Consider the following 22,458-nt stretch of genomic DNA (forward strand, 5'->3'; position numbering starts at 1 on the left):
GGGGGTCAGCGCGTCAGCGCTCGACCTCGCCGGCGATGAACGCCTCCACGGCGGCGTGCGCGTCGTGGTCGGCGTACTGCACCGGCGGGGACTTCATGAAGTACGACGAGGCCGACAGGATCGGGCCACCGATCTTCCGGTCCAGCGCGATCTTCGCGGCCCGGACGGCGTCGATGATGACGCCGGCCGAGTTCGGGGAGTCCCACACCTCGAGCTTCAGCTCGGCGTTGAGCGGGGCGTCGCCGAACGAGCGGCCCTCCAGGCGGATGTACGCCCACTTGCGGTCGTCCAGCCACGGCACGTGGTCCGACGGGCCGATGTGCACGTCGCTCTTCTGCATCTCGTGCGGGATCTGGGACGTCACCGACTGGGTCTTCGAGATCTTCTTCGAGACCAGGCGGTTGCGCTCCAGCATGTTCATGAAGTCCATGTTGCCGCCGAAGTTGAGCTGGTACGTGCGCAGCAGCTCGACGCCGCGGTCCTCGAAGAGCTTCGCGAGGGCGCGGTGCACGATGGTGGCGCCCACCTGGCTCTTGATGTCGTCGCCGACGATCGGCAGGCCGGCGTCGGTGAACTTCTGCGCCCACACCGGGTCGGAGGCGATGAACACCGGCAGGGCGTTCACGAACGCGCAGCCGGCGTCGATCGCGGCCTGCGCGTAGAACTTGTCGGCCTCCTCGGAGCCCACCGGCAGGTAGGAGACGACCACGTCGACCTGCGCGTCGCGCAGCGCCTGGGCGACGTCTACCGGCTCGACGTCCGACTCCTCGATGATCTCCCGGTAGTACAGGCCCAGGCCGTCGAAGGTCGGGCCCCGCTGCACGGTCACGCCGGTGGGCGGTACGTCGCAGAGCTTGATGGTGTTGTTCTCGCTGGCGACGATGGCCTCGGCGAGGTCCATGCCCACCTTCTTGGCGTCCACGTCGAACGCCGCGACGAACTGCACGTCGGAGACGTGGTAGTCGCCGAAGGTGACGTGCATGAGACCCGGGACGCGATCGTTGGGGTCGGCGTTCCGGTAGTACTCGACGCCCTGCACGAGGGACGAGGCGCAGTTACCCACACCGACGATGGCGACGCGGACGGAGCCCATAGCGTCTGCCTCCTTCTTCTTCATCACGGCCGCTCTGTCCTGGACTCTCCAGGCGGGGGCGGGCTGGTGTCTTCTCGTCGACCGCCGGCCGTCCCGGGTTCCGGGACCGTCGGGGCTCGGCCGGAGCGCTCGTTGGCGATGAGCTCCTCCAGCCAGCGGACCTCGCGCTCACAGGCATCGAGGCCGTGGCGCTGCAGTTCCAGGGTGTACGCATCGAGGCGTTCGGCCGCCCGGGCCAGCACGTCGCGTAGCCCTTCGCGACGTTCCTCGATCTTGCGGCGGCGACCCTCCAGGATGCGCAGTCGGGTCGCCTGGTCGGTCCGGGCGAAGAACGCGAAGTGCACACCGAAGCCCGTGTCGTCGTACGTCTCGGGCCCCGCCTGCGCGATGAGCTGGGCGAAGCGTTCCTTGCCCTCCGCGGTGATTTTGTAGACCACCCGACCACGTCGGCTGGTCAGCGCGGGAACCTCCTCGGCGGTGGCGGGTGTCTCGGCAGCCTCGGTGATCCAGCCCGACGCCTGCAACCGCCGCAGGGTCGGGTAGAGCGAGCCGTAGCTGATCGCCGCCCGGATCGCGCCGAGCTTGGCGGTCAACTCCTTGCGCAGCTCGTAGCCGTGCATCGGAGACTCCTGCAACAGGCCGAGGATGGCGAGTTCCAGCACCGGCCACCCTTCCTTTACCCTGTGCGCGGAGTGGTAACCGCGGCGATGTATCGGACCGATACATCGCACGCTAGCGGATCGCCATGGCCAGGGCAAACCCCCATTCCGAGGTTCTGCCGTCACGCATCGTCACCGCGGTCGCCTCGTCCGGCCGGACCGCGTACCCTTCTCCGCATGCGTACGCAGCGCCAGGTCGTCGACTACTCGCTCCGGAAGCGAGCGGTGCTGCGTGAGCTCCTGGCCGGTCGGGTCGGCACCTACGACGTCTGCGACGCCTCGCCGTACCTGAAGAACGCTGCTCGGTTCCATGGCGAGCCGACCGACGAGCGTTGCCCGATCTGCCGGAGCGAGAACCTGATCCACGTCCACTACATTTACGGAGACGAACTCAAGCAGTCCGCCGGCCAGGCGCGGACGCTGGCGGAGTTGCCCGTGCTGGCGATGACGCTACGTGAGTTCCAGGTCTTCGTGGTGGAGGTGTGCCTCGGTTGTGACTGGAACCATCTCGTCGAGCAGTACCTGCTCGGCCGTGACGGGCTGGCCGGCGGCACCGATGGCGGGCCGGAGCCGGGCGCGGCGGACGGCGATGGTTCCACTTCCGGCTCGGTCCGGCGAAGGCGAGAGGCGCAACGGTGAGCCAATCCCGATCGATCGGCCGCGGCGCCGCGCAGGACCGCCGGGACGAACGACGGGTGATTGGCCTGATTGGCCCGATTGATTCGGATACGGCTTCACGCATCCGGCAGACTCGTGCCGCGATGAATCGTGAAACAGCTCACGGCAACCCGGTGGACGCGCAGTGGCGCTCCACCGCGACCGGCAGGGTGTGAGGAATGAACTCGTACGGCGATCCCAGTTCGCGTGGGCGGGCCCAGATCCCGAACCCGAGTGGTGACCCCGGACGGGGGGCGGACGACGCGTTCCGCCGGCCCGGCGGTAACCCGGCGGGGAACGGCTGGTCGGCTCAGGAGGGCTCGGCCTCCGCCGGACGCGCCTCGGTGGCGCCCCGCGGCAGCGCCTCGGGCGGTCGGGCCTCGGTCCCGCCACCGGGCGGAGCATCCGGTTCGGCCTCCGCCGGACGCGCCGGCCCCGGACGCGCCTCGGTGCCGGTGTCCCCGGCGGCCGGCGGCGCGACCGGTCGTGCCGGAGCGGGGCGTGCCTCCGTCCCGGTCTCCCCGGCCGGTCCGGCCGGGCGGGCCTCCGTGGGCGCCGCCTCCGTGGGCGCAGCCTCCGTCGGTGCGGCCTCGGCCGGGCGGGCCAGTGTCGGTTCGGCGTCCGTGGGCGGTCGCGCCGCCGTGGCGCGGGCGAGTGTCTCGCCCGGCTCGGGCGGGCCGGGTGGCCCCGGTGGCCCGACCGGGCCGCGCCGGGCCGCCCGCGGCGCCGGCGACCCCGACGCGGTGGCCCGGGCCAAGAAGCGCAAGCGGATCAACATGCTGATCGCCGGCTTCGCGGTCTTCATCATGCTCGCCGGCCTCGGCGTTGTCGGGTTCACCTACTACTCGACCAACGTGGTGCTGCCCGAGGAGATCACCCCGCCGCAGGCGACCACGCTCTACGCGTTCGACAACAAGACGATCATCGCGAAGGTGGGCCAGGAGAACCGCACCCTGGTCACCATCGACAAGATCCCCCAGTTCGTGCAGGACGCGGTGGCGGCGGCCGAGGACCGCAACTTCTACCGGCACTCCGGCGTGGACTACAAGGGCATCGTCCGGGCCGCCTGGAACAACTTCACGGGCGGCGACAAGCAGGGTGCCTCGACGATCACGCAGCAGTACGCGCGCAACGCGTACGACAACCTGAAGGACGACACGTACGCCCGGAAGGTGAAGGAGGCGATCTTCGCCTCCAAGCTGAACGACGAGTACACCAAGCCGCAGATCATGCAGCACTACCTCAACGTGATCTACTTCGGCCGGGGCGCGTACGGCATCCAGGCGGCGGCGCAGACCTACTTCGGCAAGGACGTCGACAAGCTCAACCCGGCCGAGGGCGCCGTGCTGGCCGCCCTCATCAAGCAGCCGGAGCCGAGCGCCAGCCACAAGGGCTACGACCCGGCGATCAACCCGACGGACGCCAAGAGCCGGTGGGACTACGTCATCGGCGGCATGATCCAGGAGGGCTGGCTGAACGCCCCGGGCAAGCCGCAGGCGCCCACGGAGTACCCGAGCAAGACGCTGAAGGCCCCGAAGAAGGGCGGCATCGGCGTCGACTACGGCGTGAACACGCCGTACGGCAACGTGATCAACTACGTTCGCCAGGAGATGCAGGAGAAGGGGCTCTGCGTCGAGAACGAGGCGGAGGTGACCGACGACAAGCCGCTCTGCTCGCAGGCGCTGATGTCCGGCGGCTACCGGATCCGCACCACCATCGACACGAAGATCCAGGAGGCGGCCGTCAAGACCGCCCAGCGCAAGTCGAAGGGCTCGGAACTCGACGGGCAGCCCAGCAACCTGATGGCCGCCGTGGTGTCGGTCGACCCGGAGAACGGCCGGGTGCTCGCCTACTACGGCGGTGACACCGGCGTCGGCACCGACTACGCCGGCAAGAACGTCGACAGCAGCGGGAACGTGACCGGTGGCCACTCCCCGGGCTCGAGCTTCAAGATCTACACGTTGGCGGCGGCGCTCGAGGCCGGCAAGGCACTCGAGTCGCGGTGGAAGGGCAAGGGCTTCACCCCGGACGGCGTCGAGTTCCACGTCAGCAACGCGGGTGACGACAACCCCTCCTGCGGCAACTCCTGCACGCTGCGGGTCTCGACGCTGAAGTCGCTGAACGTGCCGTTCTACCACGTGACCGAGGAGATCGGGCCGGACAAGGTCATCGACATGGCCAAGAAGGCCGGGGTCACCACCATGTGGCGGACCGACACCAACCCGCAGAAGCCGTACGACCTGACGAAGTCCAAGCCGGCGGACATCGCCCACCCGAACGGGCCGTTCTTCCACGTGGTCGGCTACGGCCAGTACCCGATCACGGTGCTGGACCACGCCAACGGTGTCGCCACCTTCGCCAACGGCGGCGTCTACAACAAGGCGCACTTCCTCTACTCGGTCGAGAAGCAGGACGCGACCGGCAAGTGGAAGAAGATCAGCAGCGAGAAGCTCAAGCCGGAGCGGCGGATCAACAAGGACGTCGTGGCCGACGTGACGTCGGTGCTGGAGGACTACCCGGCGCAGGTCCACCACGAGCTGGAGGGTGGCCGCAAGGCGGCCTCCAAGACCGGTACCTGGGAGCAGAAGGAGAACAGCCCGGAGAACGGCGACGCCTGGATGATCGGCTACACGCCGCAGATCGCCACCGCCGTGTGGGTCGGCAACGTCAAGGACCGGAAGCCGCTGCGGCTCAAGGGCGGGACGAAGGTCAGCGGCGGTAACCTGCCTGGCGCCATCTGGGAACGGTTCATGGACCAGGCGCTCAAGGGCGAGAAGAAGATGGACTTCCCGCCGGCCGCCAACATCGGTGACCCGAACTCCGGCAACGGCGAGGCGCCCCCGCCGCCCCCGACGCAGCCGCCTCCGTGCGCCGACCCGTTCGGCCTCCTGTGCCCGCCCAACAACGGCGGCGGGAACACCGGGGGTGGAAACGACGGCGGCAACAACAACGGCGGCGGCCGGCCCGGCGGGCCGCTGCTGCCCGGCGGCACCGGCGGCGGGCTGCTACCGAGTACAGCACCGACCAGGTACTGACGCGACCATCGACGCCGCCGGCGGCCGGACCACCATCCGGCCGCCGGCGGCGTCTTCGCGTCCGACATCTGGGGGCCGGGACGGGACGCCGACCCGGAACGTACGGCAGGATGCCTCTTCATGAGCACCCAGTCGACGCCCGACCTCGACGACGCCGGCACCAGCGATCACCCGTCCCGCTCGGACGGGTTCGTCCGGGGAATGTCCGGGCTGATCGGCGGGCCGCTGGGCGACCACGCCACGGCCCTCGACCGGCCGGCCGGCCGGGAGCGGCGCTTCTGGACGGCCGCCCGGATCGTCCTGGCGCTCGCCTGCCTCACGCTCGCCTTGCACTGGGTGCAGAAGTCGCCCTGCCAGGACGGCGCCTGGCAGAACAACGTCCAGTACACGCGCTTCTGCTACACGGACGTGCTCGCCCTGTACTACGCGGAGGGCCTCAACGAGGGCAAGGTGCCCTACCGTGACCACCCGGTCGAGTACCCGGTGCTCACCGGGTACTTCATGGGCGCGCTCGGCCTGCCCGTGCACGCCCTCGGTAGCGACGACCCGAGCATCAACCAGGGCCAGTGGTTCTACAACCTGAACGCCCTGGTGCTCGGCGCGCTCGCGGTGGCCACGGTGGCCGTGATCCTCGCGCTGCGGCGACGACGACCCTGGGACGCCGCGCTCTTCGCGCTGGCGCCGGCGCTGCTGCTCACCGCCACCGTCAACTGGGACCTGCTCGCGGTCGGGTTGGCCGCGTTCGGCCTGCTGGCCTGGGCGAAGCGGCGACCCGTGGTGGCCGGTGTGCTGCTCGGGCTGGCCGGCGCCGCGAAGCTGTGGCCGCTCTTCCTGCTCGGCCCCCTGCTGGTGCTCGGCCTGCGCGCGAACCGGCTGCGCGCCGCGTTCACCGCCGTCGGCGCGGCCGCGGTGGCGGTGGTCGTGGCGAACCTGCCGGCCGCCGTGCCCTACCGGGAGAACTGGGACCGCTTCTTCGAGCTGAGCGATACACGCCCCATCGACTGGGGCACGGTCTGGTACATCGGCCGCTACCTCGACGGCAAGGTGGGCAACGACCCCGCCCAGCTCGGCCCGTTCGAGTGGCTGAACGCCCACATCCCGGCGCTCAACCTGCTCTCGTACGCCCTCTTCGGGCTGGCCTGCCTCGGCGTGGCCGCGCTCGCGTTCCTGGCGCCCCGCCGGCCCCGGCTCGCCCCGCTCGCGTTCCTGGTGGTCGCCGCGTTCCTGATCTTCAGCAAGGTGTGGTCCCAGCAGTTCGTGCTCTGGCTGCTGCCACTGGCCGTGTTGGCACGCCCGCGCTGGGGAGCGTTCCTCGCCTGGCAGGTGGCCGAGGTCTGCTACTTCGCGGCCTTCTACGGCGAGCTGCTCGGCGCGGCGACCGGGCGTCCGGTCTTCCCGGAGGGCGTGTTCGTGCTGGCTGCCGCGCTGCGCCTGATCACCGTCGTGGTGCTCTGCGGCCTGGTCGTGCGTGACATCCTGCAGCCCGAACGGGATCCGGTCCGGGCCACCTACGCAGACGACCCGGACGGAGGAGTGTTCGACGGCGCGCCGGACGCCCCGTGGCTGCCGTGGCGACGACGGCGCCCGTCGACGGCCGAGCCGTTACCGGCCGCTGGCTGAGCCGCTGAGCGCGCCGCGCCACGCCCGTGCCGGCGTGGCGCGGGTACGACGGTTGACTTCGGCGGTTGAGCCGCTATCGGCCGGCGGCCGGGTTCTGCCCGGCCGCCGCCTGGGTCGGCAGTCCGGTCGGCAGGCCGCCGGGCAGGTTCGTCGGAAAGCCGCTGGGCAGGCTGGTCGGTAGCCCGCTCGGCAGGTTCGTCGGGAAGCCGCTCGGCAGGCTGGTCGGGAAGCCGCTGGGCAGGCTGGTGGGCAGACCGCTCGGCAGGTTGCCCGGCAGGCCGGGCTGGCCGGTCGGGGCGGGCTGAGGTTGGGGATCGGCCGACGGATCACCGGCGAAGAGCCGGTAGACCACGGCGTTGCCCATCTCCTCGCGGGTGATGCCGAGCGAGTCCACCGGCTGGTCGACGGTGATCTCCCACGGCGTGCCGGGCAACTGGTCCCGCAGCAGCACCACGTTGCGCACGCCCAGGACACGCAGGTAGTCGACGCTGGTCTTGTCCGGGAACGTCTGCGTCACGCGGCGGACGTCGTCCAGCTGGCGAGGGGTGAAGCCACTGCCACCGTTCACCACGTCCTGGAAGTGTGTGGTGGACCAGAGCATCACGTGCTGGTCGAGGCTCTGGTTGCTCGGCAGGACCAGCATCGGCCCGTCCACCAGGCGCATGGCGGCCGGCTGTGCCGGCGCCACCGGGTGCGGGGTGGCGTTCAACCCCTCCACGGTCACCAGCAGCAGCGGCAGCAGGGTGGCCAGCCGCAGCCACGGGCCGGGCCAGGAGGGGATCCGCTGTGCGGCCAGCTCGCGTACCCGGTCGGTGAGCGCGGTGACCGCGCCCGCGGCGAGCAGGCCGAGCAGCAGGGTGGCCCAGAGCATCAGCCGGCCCGGCGTGCGCAGGCCGTTCCAGCCGGGCAGGTGCTCGAAGAGCAGCCCGTAGGTCCAGGTGCCGCCGAAGAACCGGGTGCCCATGGCCAGCACCATCGTGCCCAGCACCCCGGCGAGCAGGAACAGGCGGTGGCGCAGCCGCCAGACCGAGAAGAACAGACCGCCGGCGGCCAGCGCGTAGAGCACGAAGCCGGGGAGCAGCGTCATCTCGGGGTGCCAGGGCAGCGCCGCCCGCGCGCCCTCGTGCAGCCCGCCCCACACCCGTGACTCGGCGGGCGCGGTGACGAAACCCGATGCGGGCGGCGAGAAGAGCGCGATGTCGCCGATGGTGCGCTCGGCGTACGGGTGCAGCTCGGTGACCCTGAAGTAGGGGATCGCCATCAGCAGGCCGACGCCGGCGAAGAGAATGCCGCCGACCACGTTCGCGACGACCAGCCGCCGGCCGAACGGCCGCCGTACCCGCCAGAACAAGCTGCGCGCGTACCAGATGGCGGCGGCCACGACCACCGTGACGCCGAGCAGGTACGCGAACGGCAGGCCGATGCCGAAGCCGAGGCTGAGCTGCCACGCCGCCACGAGCCAGCCGGCGTAGACCCAGCCGTCGTGGCGGCGCTCGGGGCGGTAGCCGTGGCGCAGCGACCAGCCGTGGCCGCGGGCCAGCATGGCCAGCGCCAGCGGGATACCGCCGTTGGAGAGCACGTGAAGGTGGCCGGCCTGCGCCAGCAGCCACGGCGCGTACGCGTAGCTCACACCGGCCACGGCGGCGCCCATGCGCGCCGAGCCGAGCTGCCGCGCCAGCGCGTACGCGCCGAACGTGGCGAGCGCGTGCGCCAGCACGAACATGATGTTGTAGCGGAGCACGGCGGCCTCGGGCCCGGTGCCGAGCATCCCCGCCGGCGCGTAGCCGAGCAGGGTGTCGGAGAACGCGAAACTCCACACCTCGGGAAAGAACGTGTTGGACTGCCAGAGCTGCGCCGGGTTCGTCACCAGCACATGGCCGGACCAGGCCATCTGCCAGGCCTGGAGGCTCGGGTCCCAGGTGTCCTGCGGAAGCGTGTAGAGCGGGTAGCGCAGCGTCGGCCAGGTCATCAGCACGGCGAGGGCGAGCGAGCCCAGCGCCGCGAGCGTCCACTCGTGGATGAGGGAACGGCCGACGGCCCGGACGGCCCGGCGGGGACGGGTCAGCACCGGCTCGGGAGCGGGCGCGAACGCGGCCCACCGGTCCGGTTCGGGTTTGCCCGCCACGACAGGAACGTCCGTCTTCGTGGCGGCCAGGTCGTCCGCCTTCGTGGCGGTCCCGCCCTCGGTCGTCGTGCTGGCCGCGTCCTTCGTCGCCGGGCCGCCGGTGGCACCCGCGGCGCCTCCGTTACCGGAGGCAGCGGTGGCGTCGGTAGCGGCGGAGGTGCCGGAGGCAGCGGTGGCGTCGGTAGCGGCGGGGGCGGTAGCGGCGGTGGCCGGAAGCGGCGGCGACACGGCGTCGGCACCGGCCGTGCCCCGGTCGCTGCCGGTGGCCCGGTCGCCGTCGGTCGACGGTGCGGTGCCGGCGCGGTCGCCGCTGCGGCCGGCGTCGCCGTCCGCGGGTTCGCTACCGCGGCTGGCCTCGTCGTCGAGGGGCTCGGTGGCCGTTCCGGTCGTCGCGGGCTTGCCGCCGGCACCGGTGTCCGCGCCCTCGCCGGTGATGCCCGGCCGCGGCGGGTCGTCCGTGCCGCTGCCCCGGGTGGCGTCCCGCACGTCGTCTGCCGCCTTCGTGTCGCCGGCGGCCGCGCCGCCGGTCTCGGACTGTCCGGTGGTCATGCCGGCCGCTGCTCCACACCCAGCTGCTCGCGGAGGAACGCGATGTCGGCCGCCTGGCCCGTCGCGCCGCCCGGGGTCTCGACGACGACCGGCGCGCCGGCGGCCCGGATCAGCGCGACCACCAGGTCGGGGTCGATCGTGCCGCCGTCGAGGTTGTCGTGCCGGTCCTGGCCGGAGCCGAACGCTCCCTTGGAGTTGTTGGCGTGCACCAGGTCGATGCGCCCGGTGATCGCCTTGACGCGGTCGACCAGCCCGAGCAGCTCCTCGCCGCCGGCGTGCGCGTGACAGGTGTCCAGGCAGAAGCCCACCTCGAACTCGCCCACGGCGTCCCAGAGCCGGGCGAGCGCGTCCAGCCGCCGGGCGCAGGCGTTCTCGCCGCCGGCGGTGTTCTCGATGAGGACCGGAACCCGGAAGCCGCCGGACTCGGCCGCGTACGCGAAGGTTTTGCGCCAGTTGTCGAAGCCGACGGCCAGGTCGTCACCGGCGTTGACGTGCCCACCGTGGACGATCAGGCCCTTCGCCCCCACCGTGGCGGCCGCGTCGGCGTGCCCGAGCAGGAGCTTGCGGCTGGGGATGCGGATCCGGTTGTTGAGCGTCGCCACGTTGATGACGTACGGCGCGTGCACGTAGATGTCGACCCCGGCGGCGCGCAGGCGTTCCGCGTCCTCCCTGGGCTTGGGGGCCTTCCACCCCTGCGGGTCGGAGAGGAAGAACTGCACGGCGTCGGCGGCTCGCGCGGCCGCCTCCGCGAGCGGGTCGGTCGAATCGACGTGGGCTCCGATACGCATGCAGGCGAGCCTACGTCGAGCCCCCGACGCACGGAATGACGGCGGGACCGAGTCGGCGCTCCGGAACGTCACCGGACGGACCGACGCTCGTTGATGAGGTGGGAGGGAAGGCTTTCCGGCCGTCCCTCCGCGAAGCGGGGCTCCGCCGGCGCGTGGCCCGACGCGACGGGGGCCAGCCCGGCGAGCGGGAAGGCTGGCGAGATTCCTGGAAATTTCGACCATTTCCCCCAACAGGTGACGAGACCCGTTGTATCGTCAGGTAACAACACGATAAAGCTCCGCGGGGCGTCTTCGGTCCAACCTCATCGGTGTGGTCGTTCCTCCCCAGGTCCCACCCAAGGAATGCGGACGGGACGCCCCGCGGCCCCGTGGACGGGGGCCCGCAAGCCGGCCTGATGGTCGCTGCGGGCCCCCGTCGCCGCGTGCGGGGTCGCCCGCGCGGGCACCCCGGGCATGATCGTCCGGACCGGGTATCCTGGTCCGGTTGTCCGCGTCCGGACGGGTCCCCCCGGTCCCGGAGCGGGCCACGACGCACGACCTCCTGCCACGGAAGGACCGTGGCCGCTTAGCCCACAGGAGGTGAGCACGTCTTGCGTCATTACGAGATCATGGTGATCCTCGACCCCAGCCTCGAGGAGCGCACCGTCGCCCCGTCGCTCGACACGTACCTGAACGTGATCCGGACCGCGGGTGGCTCGGTGGAGAAGACCGACGTGTGGGGCCGCCGGCGCCTCGCGTACGAGATCAACAAGAAGGCCGAAGGCATCTACGCCGTCATCGACCTGCAGGCGACGCCCGCGGCGGTGGCCGAGCTGGACCGTCAGCTCCGGCTCAACGAGTCCGTGCTGCGCACCAAGGTCATCCGGCCGGAGATGCGCTAAGCATTCAACCCGGCTCGCCCGGATCAACCTCATCGACCCTGTCGTAGGGCTCTGGGAGCCTGTACGACGAGACGATGAGTGCGCGAGGAGATGGTCATGGCAGGAGACACCACCATCACGGTCATCGGCAACCTGACCGATGACCCCGAGTTGCGGTTCACCCCCTCCGGGGCGGCGGTCGCCAAGTTCCGGGTCGCCTCGACGCCCCGTTTCATGGATCGGGCGTCCGGCGAGTGGAAGGACGGCGAGCCGTTGTTCCTCTCGTGCACCGTCTGGCGCCAGGCCGCCGAGCACGTCGCCGAGTCGCTCCAGCGGGGCGCCCGGGTGATCGTGTCGGGCCGGCTGCGGCAGCGGTCCTACGAGACCCGTGAGGGCGAGAAGCGCACCGTCATCGAGCTCGAGGTCGACGAGATCGGCCCGTCGCTGCGCTACGCCACGGCGAAGGTGCAGAAGATGTCCCGCTCCGGCGGCGGTGGCGGCGGCTTCGGCGGCGGTGGCGGTGGTGGCCAGGGCGGCGGAGGCAACTTCGACGACCCGTGGGCCTCGGCCGCGCCCGCACCCTCGCGTTCCGGCTCGGGCGGCGGAAACTTCGACGAGGAGCCCCCGTTCTAATGGCGCCGAGCGCCCGCGATCGCAAACCAGGAGCAAGAGCAATGGCCAAGGCTGCGGCACTTCGCAAGCCGAAGAAGAAGGTGAACCCGCTCGACAAGGACGGGATCACCTACATCGACTACAAGGACACCGCGCTGCTGCGCAAGTTCATCTCCGACCGCGGCAAGATCCGCGCTCGGCGGGTGACCGGCGTGACCTCGCAGCAGCAGCGGCAGATCGCCCGTGCGGTCAAGAACGCCCGTGAGATGGCGCTCCTGCCGTACACGGCCACGACCCGCTGAGAGGAGGCGCCGAAATGAAGATCATCCTGACCCAGGAGGTTTCCGGCCTCGGTGCCCCCGGCGACATCGTCGAGGTGAAGGACGGCTACGGCCGTAACTACCTGCTGCCGCAGGGCTTCGCGATCGCCTGGACCAAGGGTGCGGAGAAGCAGGTCACCCTGATCAAGCGGGCCCGCTCGGCCCGGGAGATCCGCGACCTCGGCCACGCCAACGAGGTGAAGGGCCAGCTCGAGGGCCTGAAGGTCAGCCTCAAGGCCCGCGCCGGTGACGGTGGCCGGCTCTTCGGCTCGGTCACCCCGGCCGAGATCGTCGACGCCGTCAAGGCCGCCGGTGGCCCGGTCCTCGACCGGCGCCGGCTGGAGCTGCCCGGTCACATCAAGTCGACCGGCGCCTACCCGGTGCGGATCAAGCTGCACCCCGAGGTGACGGCCTCGTTCAACCTGAACGTCGTCGGGTCCTGATCCTCCACGCACCACAGCCGAAAGGGCCCGCACCGAGCAGTCGGTGCGGGCCCTTTCGCATGACCACCGGCACGACCGCGATCCACGCCGTGTCGCGGATCCGCCGTGGTCCGGACGCCGGCACCTCGCCGACACCTCGTCGACACCGGTGTCGATCATCGGCCGGGCACGCGGCAGTACGCGCGGAGGTCAGCCGATGGGTTGGCCGGTCACCGCGCTGATCATCACGGTGGAGAGACCTCCGCCCACCACCGCCGAGGCGAGCGCGACGGTCGTGGCCCGCCAGGTGGTGCCCACGCGACGCAACAGCGCCGCCACCACGAGGCTGCTGACCAGCGCCAACCCGAACCGGGGCGCCCCCGCGACGAGCGAGTCGAGCGCGTGCGCCCGCGCGGAGTCGCAGCCACCGCCGGTGATGTCCGTGACGCAGCCCGCCGGCGGATTCGCGTCGAGGGTCAGCAGCCACGCGAAGATCAGTACGGCGGGGATCAGGTAGCAGGCGGCCGTGTAGAGCAGCGGCCGGAACGGCCCACCCGGGTCCGGGTCGAGCAGGTCGTCCTCCAGGCGCCGCTGCCAGGGACCCGTCCCCACGTCGACCCGCCGGCGTACGGTCGGGCGGCCGCTGCCCCGGGGCGCGCCGATCGGGTCGGGCCGCCGGCCCGACCCGTACGCCCCGGGCGCGCTGCGCGGCCGCGGCGCCGTGTACGACACCGCCGGCGAACGGGGAGCCGACGCCGACGGATCCATCCACCGCGGATCGTCGCCGGCCAGCCGGGTGCCCGACCAGAATCCCTCGTCCTGCGCGGGCCAGCCCTCCTCGTCGGCCCGCCGGGAGCGCGGCGGCTCGGTGCGGTCCCACGGGCCGGCGCCCGCCACCCGCTCCCACTGGCCCGTGCTGTCCGGCTGGTCCCAGCGGCCGGGAACCCCCGGCTGCTCCCACTGGCCGGTGCTGTCCCACCGGTCCGCCGCACCGCCGCCGCGCGGGGCGTCCCAGCGGTCGGCCGTACCCTGCGCGGGCAGCGCATTGACGCCGGAGGCGTCCCAGCGGTCGGCCGTACCCGCCGTGGGCAGCGCGTTCACACCCGAGGCGTCCCACCGGTCCACCTCACCGGACGCCGGCCAGGTGTGCACGCCCGAGGCGTCCCAGGGATCCACCGCCGGCTGGTACGCCGGGTCCGGATCGTCGCGCCGCGACGCCCGATCCCACGGGTCTGCGGCGGGCCGGGACCGTGGCTCCTCGGGCCGGGACCACGACTCCTCGGCGGCACGCCGCGCCCGCCGGGTCGGCCGGTCCCGCTCGGCCTCCCGCCGTTCGGCGGGCTTCCCGGTCGAGGGCTCCTCGCCACCCGACCAGGTCACCTGCGGGCGGCGGGTGGTTGCCCGGCGGGGGCGACGTTCGGCGAACGAACCGGACACCGGCTCCTCGTCCGCCGCGTCGGCGCGCCGGCTGCCCACGTACCCCCGACCCTGTGGACGGTCGAAGGTCCACTCACCGGTGTGGTCCGAATCCGCGCCCGACGTGATCGCCGGGGGCTCCTGCCACCGGGTCTCGCGGACCCGGTGCCAACTGCTGGTCGTCTCGGTGGTGCGCCAACCGCCGGAGGCCACCCGGTCGGGCTCGTCATCCTCGTCGTCCGGCGCGGCGTGCCGTCCACCACCGTCGGCCCGGCGGACCCCGGATTCCAGCGCCCACCGCGGAAGGTAGGCGTCGACCGGCTCCTCCTGCTCGGGCGCCCGAGACCGGCGCCGACCCGCCGTGCGTTCCCGCTCCCCGGGGAGGTACGCGTCGACCGGAGCTGCGGCGGCACGCTCGTCCCACGATGAGATCGGCTGACGCGCACGCGGGTCGCCCTCCCCGCGTCCCCAGTCCCGGTAACTCACGGCCGGAGCGTGACCCTTCTCAACCGATGGCGCAATCCGCTGTCCAGGTGTAGCCGTTTCGCTGGAGATAGTACGGGACGAACGAGTCAGCGACCCGACCGAAAACTTTCCCTCCACAGCCTGGGGATCGCGTCTCCCCTGCTCAGAGGCGTGTGGCCGTGAATTCCCCAACGGTTGTCCACAGGCTGTGCACACGCTGCGCACATGCTCGTCCACCGACGTCCACAGGTTGTCCCGAGGCTCGTCCACCGCCGGTGTTGAGTGGCTGACCTCGGACTCCGTATGGTTGGCCCCCCGACCGCCGGCGCGATGACCCCCGATCGACCGGCCCGGTCGGCAGAAGTGTCGCACCCGGACGGTAGAGCTGGGGCGAGGAACCGACGCAGCGGAGGGGGGACCGGTGTCGGTCACCGATGACATGCGGGCGGAGCCGCGCGCCGGCGGGCAACAGCCCGCGCCCGCGCAGCGGGACGGCCAGTTCGACCGGACCCCACCACAGGACGTGGCGGCCGAGCAGTGCGTCCTCGGCGGCATGCTGCTCTCCAAGGACGCTATCGCCGACGTCGTCGAGATCCTCAAGAGCACCGACTTCTACCGGCCGATCCACGCCACCATCTTCGACACCATCCTCGAGATCTACGGCCGGGGCGAGCCGGCCGACTCGATCACGGTGGCCGCCGCGCTGGCCGACGCGGGCGAGCTGGTCCGCGTCGGCGGCGCGCCCTACCTGCACACCCTGATCGCGAGCGTCCCGACGGCCGCCAACGCCGCCTACTACGCGCGGATCGTCAGCGAGCGCGCCATCCTCCGCCGGCTCGTCGAGGCCGGCACGAAGATCGTGCAGCTCGGCTACGGCACCACCAACGGCGGCAGCCGCGACGTGGACGACATCGTCGACCTCGCCCAGCAGGCCGTCTACGACGTGACCGAGCGCCGCGTCAGCGAGGACTTCGCCGTCCTGGCCGACATGCTCCAACCGACCCTCGACGAGATCGAGGCGGTGGGCGCCCAGGGCGGTGTGATGACCGGTGTGCCGACCGGCTTCACCGACCTGGACCGTCTCCTGAACGGCCTCCACCCGGGCCAATTGGTGATCGTTGCAGGGAGGCCGGGTCTCGGCAAGTCTACGGCAAGCATGGACTTTGCCCGAAATGCGGCTATTCGCGCCAACCAGGCGGCCGCGATCTTCTCGCTGGAAATGAGCAAGGTCGAGATCGTCATGCGACTGCTCTCGGCCGAGGCGCGAGTGCCGCTGCACGTGCTGCGCAGCGGCCAGCTCTCCGACGACGACTGGACGAAGCTGGCCCGCTGCATGGGCGAGATCAGTGAGGCGCCGCTCTTCGTGGACGACACGCCGAGCATGAACCTCATGGAGATCCGGGCGAAAGCCCGCCGGCTCAAGCAGCGGCACGACCTCAAGATGATCGTGGTCGACTACCTCCAGCTGATGACCTCGCCCAAGCGCACCGAGAGCCGGCAGCAGGAGGTAGCTGACCTCTCCCGAGGGCTGAAGCTGCTGGCCAAGGAGGTCGAGTGCCCGGTCATCGCGGTGAGCCAGCTGAACCGTGGCCCCGAGCAGCGTACCGACAAGCGACCGCAATTGTCCGATTTGCGCGAATCCGGTTCGATTGAGCAAGATGCCGACGTTGTCATCCTGCTGCACCGTGACGACTACTACGACAAGGAGTCGCCGCGCGCCGGAGAGGCGGACTTCATTGTTGCCAAGCACAGGAATGGCCCCACGGACACCGTGACCGTCGCGGCACAGCTGCACCTCTCCCGCTTCGTGGACATGGCCATCGTCTGAGAGCCGGTGGCCAGAGTCCCGGCCAGCCCGCCGGGGCTCAGCTGAGCAGCGGGAACCAGCCCGCGACCTCGCCAAGATCCCGGCGGTCGCGGTCGGTGAGCGGGATCCGGCCGGTCGCCTTCAGCAGGAACTCCGGGTCGTCCCAGCTCGCCGGCCGGACGGCATCGTCGCTGAGCAGGCCGTCCATGGTGGCTGTGGCGACCCGCGTGGCGAGTGGCCCGGGGGCTGGCGCGTCCGGAAGGTCCAGCACCAGGTCGAGGTGGTGAACGACCGCCTCGGTGGTGAGGGTGGCGAGGAAGTCCGGCACCCGCAGCACGTGACCCTGGGTGGCCACGAATCCGGCGGGGTCGGCCGCGGCGGCCGCGCGTACGGCGGCGGGGGCGGTGTCGCACCAGTACCGCACCACGCCCGACGGGCGGTCGAAAGCGGCGGCGACCCGGCGGACCCAGCGGGCGTGAGGCGCCCCGGCCTCGCCGGCACCGTACGGCGCTGCCCGCCAGTAGCCGACGTCGTCGACGTCGGCCGGGCCGTCGACCGGGGTGGCCAGCGCCACCAGTGCCCGCTGCGCGTCGCAGAGCACGTGGAACAGCAGGTCGTACACGAGCCAACCCCGGCACCGGGTCGGTCGTTGGAGGTCGGCGTCCGTGAGGTCGGCGACCACGGCCGTGACCCCCTGGTACGCCTCGGCCAACGCGTCGTGCTGCCGGACGGCGGTCATGGGATGCAGCTTCGCACGACCCGGGCCGACCGGCACGACGGCGCGGCCGGCCGGACGGCACGCCGGGTGCGCGGCACGCGGCCACGGCCGGCAGCGACGCCGGCCGGCAACGTGGCGCGCCGGTACCGCCCGGTCAGACGGCACGCCGGGCGCGGCACGAGGTCACGTTCCGCGCCACGCCGCGCCAACCCGGCACCCCGGTACGGCCGGCCCGGCGGACACCGGACCGGCCGTCTGACGCTCGCGCGGCCGGGCTCAGCCGAAGAAGTCGTCGAGGAAGCTCTTGTGCTTCTTGCGCCGGTAGTGCCCGTGGTAGCCGTGGTGCTGCTGCGCGTGGCCGTACGCCGGAGCCGGCGGGTAGCCGTGCGCGGGCGGTGGCGGCGGGGGCGGCGGCACCGCCCCGTAGCCCGGCTGGTGCGGGGCGGGCGCGGGGGGCGGCGGCGGGAACCCGCCGGGCTGGTGTGCCGGCTGGCCGGCCGGTGCGGCGGCGGCCTGCTGGCGGCTCCAGTTGGCCTCCGCCTCGAACAACTTCTCCAGCTCGCCGCGGTCGAGGAAGATCCCCCGGCACTCGCCGCACTGGTCGATGACGACGCCGCTGCGCTCGTACTGGCGCATTTCTCCATGACATTTGGGACAGGTGAGGCTCATCACCCGACGGTACCCGGTCGTGTCACGCGGTTGCCGTCAACGTCTCCGTGACCTCGTCGTCACTCACCTCGTGGAAGTCGTCGTAGTACGTGCTTACGGCCATGAACTCCGGTGGGTGCTGGGCGCAGATCACCTGGTCCGCCTCGGCGGACAGCATCTCGTACGCCTCCTGCGAACCCACCGGCACGGCGACGATCACGCGCCGGGCGCCGAGCCGGCGGGCGACCTCGACGGACGCGCGGGCGGTGGCGCCGGTGGCCAGGCCGTCGTCGACGATCACCGCCGTCCGCCCGTTGAGGTCCAGCGGCGGCCGGCCGGCCCGGTAGAGCTGTTCGCGGCGCTCCAGTTCGGCCTGTTCGCGCCGGTTGGTCTCGGCGATCTCGTCGGAGCTGAGCCGGCTCGCGACCTGTTCGTTGAGCACCTGCACGCCTCCGGGCCCGAGCGCGCCGAAGGCGACCTCGCGGGCCCACGGCATGCCGAGTTTCCGGATCACCAGGACGTCCAGTGGCGCTCCGAGGCGTTCGGCGACCACCTGCGCCACCGGTACGCCGCCGCGTACGAGGCCGAGCACGATGACGTCCGGTTCGCCGATCAGTCCCTTGAGCCGGTCGGCGAGCACCCGGCCCGCCTCGGCGCGGTCGCGGTAGGTCGTCATGCCTCAGGTCTACGCCCTGCCGCGCGCCACCGCCCGCCAGTTGCCGGAATGGGCCGGCTCGGCGGTGGCCTCGGCCGGGTCGCGCAGGGCGGGCGTCCAGACGAGCAGGGCGAGCGGGTAGAGGAGGTACCCGAACCGGGTCGAGGGCATCAGCAGGATCGCGGCGAGCAGCCCGTACCCGCAGATCAGCGCGGTGGCGGTGGCGGTGCGTGGCGGGTGGCGGACGAGCCGGACGGCGATGGCGGCGCCCGTGGCGACCAGCAGTGCGGCGGCGATCAGCCGGCCACCGGGCAGCCCGGTGGCGATGAGGTGCCCGGGGAACGGGGACTGTGCGGGGCTGGTCACCAGGCCGTGGCCGAGCGGGAAGCGGAGCACGTTCTCGACGAGCGCGTCGCGGTCGACGAGGAGGGCGGGCACCAGCGCCGCAAGGGGAAGCCCGACGGCGCCGGCGGCGACCCGGATGCCGGACCGGCGGGTGAGCCCCCAGACGACGAGGACCACGGCGACCGGCCAGGCGAGGAGTTTGAGGGCGCCGGCGAGCCCGACCGCGACGCCGGCGCGGCCGGGGCGCCCGGTCGCGGCGAGGGCGAGCGCGAGCAGGCACAGCGCCAGCACGGGGAGGTCGTCGCCGCCGGTGGCGAGGGTGAGGGCGCAGATCGGCAGGACGGTGGCGGCCTGCACGGCGCGCAGCAGGGCGGCGGCGTGACGGGGTGGGTCGGCCGCGGCGGGGAGCCGCCGCGGCCGGTCGCGCAGTACGCGGACCGCGAGGGCGAGCGCCAGCGCGGTGCCGATCGCGAACCAGACGCGGGCGTCGGTCCACCAGCCGCCGGCCGCCGCGCGGGGCAGGCCGAAGAGCGCCATGCCCGGCTGGTAGGGGGTGTAGCCGAGCAGCCGCTCGTCGGCGGGCAGGGCGGCGATGGCGTCGTGACCGAGGTACGGGGTGCCGTGCGACGCGAGCCGGCTGCCGGCCTGCTCGACGACGAGCACCTCCTCCTGCGCCCGGTCGGCGCGGCCGGAGGCGCGTTCGACGCTCTGGGTGACCAGCGGCAGCAGGGTGGCGGCCGCCCAGGCGAACGCCGTGACCGCCCACCGCGCCGGCAGCCCGGCGAGCCGGGAGCCGGGATCGCGACGGCGGACCAGGAGTTGCCCGGTGACGGCCAGCGCGGCCACGAGGTAGCCGACGGCCGCGATGCCGCCCCACGCCCGGTGCGGGAGCAGCGTCGAGGTGGCCGCGGTGACCGCGGCGAAGGCCGCGGACGCGGCGTACAGGGTGAGGTCGAGGGCGAGGCCGCCGGCGGCGGCGTCGAGGGCCTGCCAGCCTCGGCGGCGGGAGGGCGGGGCTGCGGCGGTCACGCGGGCCAGTCTGGCAGATGGCAGGTGTGCCGCCGGGGTACGTGTGGTCAGGCCGGCTGGTGCGGTAGCCGCTCGCGGCCGCGGCCGGTCGCGCGCCGTCCGAGGCGGATCACGGCGCCGGCGTCGTGGAGCGGCGGTGCGAAGGTGCCCGGTTTGCCGCCGGAGCCGCGCTGCAGTGCCGCCAGGAGCGTGCCGGCGGGCATGGGACGGGCGAAGAGGTGCCCCTGGCCGGCGGCGCAGCCCAGCTCCCAGAGCGCCCGGCGCTGCGGCTCGTTCTCCACGCCCTCGGCCACCACGGCGAGGTCGAGGCTGCGGCCGAGGTCCAGGGTGGAGCGGATGACGGCGGCGGCCTCGGCCGACGTCTCCATGGCGGTCACGAAGCTCCGGTCGATCTTGAGTTCGTGCACGGGGATCCGGGAGAGCAGGCTCAACGAGGAGTAGCCGGTGCCGAAGTCGTCCAGGGCGAGCCGTACGCCCTCGTCCCGCAGGCGGCTGAGGACCCGGTCGACCACGTCGAGCTGGCTGAGGGTGAGCGTCTCGGTCAGTTCCAGGACCAGCCGGTCCGGCGGGAGGTCGTGCGCGCGCAGCCGGGCCAGCACCGAGCCGGGGAACCGGGCGTCCAGCAGGCTGCGCGGGGAGACGTTCACGGCGATCGGTACGTCGAAACCGGCGTCCTGCCACGTCTTGGCGGCGATGAGGGCCTGGTCGAGGATCGCCTCGGCGAAGGCGGGCAGCAGGCCGGAGCGTTCGACGGCCTCCAGGAAGCGCAGCGGGTCGATCAGCCCGTGCGTGGGGTGGTGCCAGCGGGCGAGCGCCTCGGCGCCGGTGATCTCGCCGGTGCCGAGGTCGACGATGGGCTGGAAGTTGACCGTGAACTCGTGGTCGGCGACCGCGCGGGGCAGTTCGCCGCCGAGGGTGAGCCGGCCGACGTCGGCCGTGTCGCGGGTGGGTGCGTACGTGGAGATCCGCTGGCCGGCCCGCTTGGCCTGGTACATGGCCACGTCGGCGCGGCGGAGCAGCTCGGGCATCCCGCCGCTGGCCGGCGCGACGGCGATGCCGCCGCTCGCCTCGACGCTGATCCGCATGCCGTCCAGGTCGACCGGTTCGTGGAGCGCGGCGAGCAGGCCCTCCGCGCGGTGGGCGGCGACGGCGGGCGCCGGGAGGCCGCGCAGCAGCACCGCGAACTCGTCGCCGCCCAGCCGGGCCACGAGGTCGTTGGCCTGGGCCGCGCCGCGCAGCAGTTCGGCCACCCGTACCAGCACCTGGTCGCCGGCGGCGTGTCCCAGCGTGTCGTTGATCTCCTTGAAGTGGTTCAGGTCGATGAGCACCAGCGCGGTCACGCCCTCGGCGTGGCGGGCGCTGAGTTGCTCGGTGCCCTGTTCGAGGAGGTGCCGGCGGTTGGCGAGGCCGGTCAGCGCGTCGTGGCTGGCGGCGTGGGCGTGGTCCTCCGCGACGCGGGCCAGTTCCGCGTACGCCTGGGCGTTGCGGACGGCCGTGCACAGGGCCGAGGCGAAGGTACGCAACGTGTAGCGCTCCCGCTCGGAGAGCTGTACCGGCCCGCGGAACCGCAGCCGCAGCACGCCGACGTCGATGGCCCGGTCGTGCCCCTCGAGCGGGGCGGGGACCACGGTGCCGTCGACGGTGGTGGGCCGGTCGCCCGGCCCGTCGTACGTGATGGACCCGCTGGCGTCGCCGCGGACCCGGCGGCCGCCGTCCCGTAGCTCGATCTCGACCTCGTCGGCGGAGAAGAGTTCGGCGGCCTGGGTGACCGCGGTCGTGAGGACCTTGTCGAGGTCGACCACGTTGAGCGCGTCGGTGGCCCGGGCGAGTCGCTGCCACGCCTGCTGCTCGGTGCGGCCCCTGATCCGGGCCGAGTACGCGAGGTGCAGGCTCAGTACGAGCGGCGGAACGGCCAGGAGCAGCCGCGGGTCGGCCCGGATGATGAAGACCGTGCAGACGGCGACCACGAACCGGACTCCGAAACCGGCGAGCCGGAGGTCGAGGCCGCTGGTGAACTGCCGGGAGATCTTGTTGCCCGCGGCGAGGGCGATCACCGGTTGGGCGAGGAGATCGTCCAGGAGCGCGGCTACCAGGTACACCGCGCCCAGGACGACGATCACGTTCCAGAACCCCTGCGGTGGCCAGCGGTCACCCAGGAGCAGGATCAGAGCGGTGGCACCTCCTGCGACGAGCGTGTGCTTCGCGATGCCGAACGCGGTCTTGATGGCGGACAGTCGGGTGAGGAACGACGCACAGGCGATGCCGACGCCGGTGGCGATGATGATCCGCGGCGGCGGTGCCAGTGCGAGGCCGACGACGATCGCGGTCTCCACCCAGGCGATGGAGAAGGCGGTGGACCTGATGCGCAGCGGCGCCTTGACGATCGCCCCGAGAGCGATCATCACGGCCACGGCCGCGAGTGTCGTCAGGTCGTCGACCGACGTCGGGGGATTCCTCTGGACGGCGAGCCCCGCGCCCAGCGCGACGATGCACGCCAGGGCGACGAGAACGCCGACCAGCAGCTGTAGCCGTCGTCCCTCATTGCGACGTGCCCGGCTCACACGACCCCATCCGTTGCCGACCGTCAGTATCCGATGACCGGCAGCGTACTCCGTGTGTTCCGGAGCGATAAGAA

Annotated in this window: 19 protein-coding genes; 9 read left to right on the forward strand and 10 right to left on the reverse strand. The window is 72.3% G+C overall.

The genetic code is table 11. The annotated features are described in order from the left end of the window. Positions 1–13 precede the first annotated feature (13 nt). On the reverse strand, positions 14–1,093 hold the full coding sequence (locus D7193_RS29230) for an inositol-3-phosphate synthase (RefSeq protein ID WP_120782876.1): 1,080 nt from the start codon (positions 1,091–1,093) through the stop codon (positions 14–16). A gap of 23 nt (positions 1,094–1,116) precedes the next feature. Continuing rightward, the gene (locus D7193_RS29235) at positions 1,117–1,755 is read right to left on the reverse strand and encodes a PadR family transcriptional regulator (protein ID WP_120782877.1); all 639 of its coding nucleotides are present in this window, start codon (positions 1,753–1,755) and stop codon (positions 1,117–1,119) included. A 174-nt stretch (positions 1,756–1,929) separates the two neighbouring features. On the opposite strand from D7193_RS29235, the gene D7193_RS29240 reads away from it, so the two are divergent. The 4 genes from D7193_RS29240 to D7193_RS29250 all read left to right on the forward strand — a co-directional run bounded on the left by D7193_RS29240 (position 1,930) and on the right by D7193_RS29250 (position 7,064). After that, positions 1,930–2,391, forward strand: a complete 462-nt coding sequence (locus D7193_RS29240) for a DUF5318 domain-containing protein (protein WP_120782878.1) — start codon at positions 1,930–1,932, stop codon at positions 2,389–2,391. Beyond that, positions 2,388–2,585 (forward strand): hypothetical protein, encoded by a 198-nt coding sequence (locus D7193_RS33310; RefSeq protein ID WP_147434472.1) that lies wholly within the window; start codon positions 2,388–2,390, stop codon positions 2,583–2,585. The genes D7193_RS29240 and D7193_RS33310 overlap by 4 nt, the downstream gene beginning before the upstream one ends. Before the next feature lie 3 nt (positions 2,586–2,588). Continuing rightward, positions 2,589–5,444 (forward strand): transglycosylase domain-containing protein, encoded by a 2,856-nt coding sequence (locus tag D7193_RS29245; RefSeq protein WP_120782879.1) that lies wholly within the window; start codon positions 2,589–2,591, stop codon positions 5,442–5,444. 120 nt (positions 5,445–5,564) lie between these two features. Next, entirely contained in the window at positions 5,565–7,064 is a 1,500-nt protein-coding gene (locus tag D7193_RS29250) for a glycosyltransferase family 87 protein (RefSeq protein ID WP_120782880.1), read from the forward strand. Positions 7,065–7,137: 73 nt separating this feature from the next. Here the strand turns inward: D7193_RS29250 and D7193_RS29255 are convergent, their stop codons facing one another. Next, entirely contained in the window at positions 7,138–9,738 is a 2,601-nt protein-coding gene (locus tag D7193_RS29255; RefSeq protein ID WP_241563608.1) for a hypothetical protein, read from the reverse strand. Beyond that, the gene (locus D7193_RS29260; RefSeq protein WP_120782881.1) at positions 9,735–10,526 is read right to left on the reverse strand and encodes a deoxyribonuclease IV; all 792 of its coding nucleotides are present in this window, start codon (positions 10,524–10,526) and stop codon (positions 9,735–9,737) included. Before D7193_RS29260 ends, D7193_RS29255 begins: the two co-directional genes overlap by 4 nt. Positions 10,527–11,116: 590 nt before the next feature. On the opposite strand from D7193_RS29260, the gene rpsF reads away from it, so the two are divergent. From rpsF to rplI, 4 genes are all read left to right on the forward strand, one after another. Next, positions 11,117–11,407: a 30S ribosomal protein S6 gene (rpsF, locus tag D7193_RS29265; RefSeq protein ID WP_076468436.1), complete on the forward strand. Its 291-nt coding sequence runs from the start codon at positions 11,117–11,119 to the stop codon at positions 11,405–11,407. 78 nt (positions 11,408–11,485) lie between these two features. Further along, positions 11,486–12,019 carry a single-stranded DNA-binding protein gene (locus D7193_RS29270; protein ID WP_174242768.1) on the forward strand — a complete coding sequence of 178 codons (534 nt, stop codon included), beginning with the start codon at positions 11,486–11,488 and terminating at the stop codon, positions 12,017–12,019. A 41-nt stretch (positions 12,020–12,060) separates the two neighbouring features. Further along, positions 12,061–12,300, forward strand: coding sequence for a 30S ribosomal protein S18 (rpsR, locus tag D7193_RS29275; RefSeq protein WP_013289355.1), 240 nt, complete (start codon positions 12,061–12,063; stop codon positions 12,298–12,300). Positions 12,301–12,314: 14 nt separating this feature from the next. After that, positions 12,315–12,761 carry a 50S ribosomal protein L9 gene (gene rplI / locus D7193_RS29280; RefSeq protein ID WP_120782882.1) on the forward strand — a complete coding sequence of 149 codons (447 nt, stop codon included), beginning with the start codon at positions 12,315–12,317 and terminating at the stop codon, positions 12,759–12,761. Positions 12,762–12,950: 189 nt separating this feature from the next. Here rplI and D7193_RS29285 read toward each other — a convergent pair whose 3' ends face one another. After that, positions 12,951–14,642 carry a hypothetical protein gene (locus tag D7193_RS29285; protein ID WP_120782883.1) on the reverse strand — a complete coding sequence of 564 codons (1,692 nt, stop codon included), beginning with the start codon at positions 14,640–14,642 and terminating at the stop codon, positions 12,951–12,953. Positions 14,643–15,042: 400 nt separating this feature from the next. On the opposite strand from D7193_RS29285, the gene dnaB reads away from it, so the two are divergent. Further along, positions 15,043–16,449: a replicative DNA helicase gene (gene dnaB, locus D7193_RS29290; RefSeq protein ID WP_120782884.1), complete on the forward strand. Its 1,407-nt coding sequence runs from the start codon at positions 15,043–15,045 to the stop codon at positions 16,447–16,449. 37 nt (positions 16,450–16,486) lie between these two features. On the opposite strand, the gene D7193_RS29295 is transcribed toward dnaB, so the two are convergent. The 5 genes from D7193_RS29295 to D7193_RS29315 form a co-directional block, all read right to left on the reverse strand. Then, positions 16,487–17,167, reverse strand: coding sequence for a maleylpyruvate isomerase N-terminal domain-containing protein (locus D7193_RS29295; protein ID WP_120782885.1), 681 nt, complete (start codon positions 17,165–17,167; stop codon positions 16,487–16,489). Positions 17,168–17,422: 255 nt separating this feature from the next. Continuing rightward, positions 17,423–17,818 carry a TFIIB-type zinc ribbon-containing protein gene (locus tag D7193_RS29300; protein WP_120782886.1) on the reverse strand — a complete coding sequence of 132 codons (396 nt, stop codon included), beginning with the start codon at positions 17,816–17,818 and terminating at the stop codon, positions 17,423–17,425. Positions 17,819–17,837: 19 nt separating this feature from the next. Continuing rightward, on the reverse strand, positions 17,838–18,470 hold the full coding sequence (locus D7193_RS29305; protein WP_120782887.1) for a phosphoribosyltransferase: 633 nt from the start codon (positions 18,468–18,470) through the stop codon (positions 17,838–17,840). Between the two features lie 9 nt (positions 18,471–18,479). Next, positions 18,480–19,823 (reverse strand): glycosyltransferase family 87 protein, encoded by a 1,344-nt coding sequence (locus D7193_RS29310; protein WP_120782888.1) that lies wholly within the window; start codon positions 19,821–19,823, stop codon positions 18,480–18,482. A gap of 47 nt (positions 19,824–19,870) precedes the next feature. Beyond that, on the reverse strand, positions 19,871–22,384 hold the full coding sequence (locus tag D7193_RS29315) for a putative bifunctional diguanylate cyclase/phosphodiesterase (RefSeq protein ID WP_120782889.1): 2,514 nt from the start codon (positions 22,382–22,384) through the stop codon (positions 19,871–19,873). Positions 22,385–22,458 lie beyond the last annotated feature (74 nt).

The sequence above is a fragment of the Micromonospora costi genome (genome assembly GCF_003626655.1).
GTDB classification, from domain to species: Bacteria; Actinomycetota; Actinomycetes; order Mycobacteriales; family Micromonosporaceae; genus Micromonospora; species Micromonospora costi.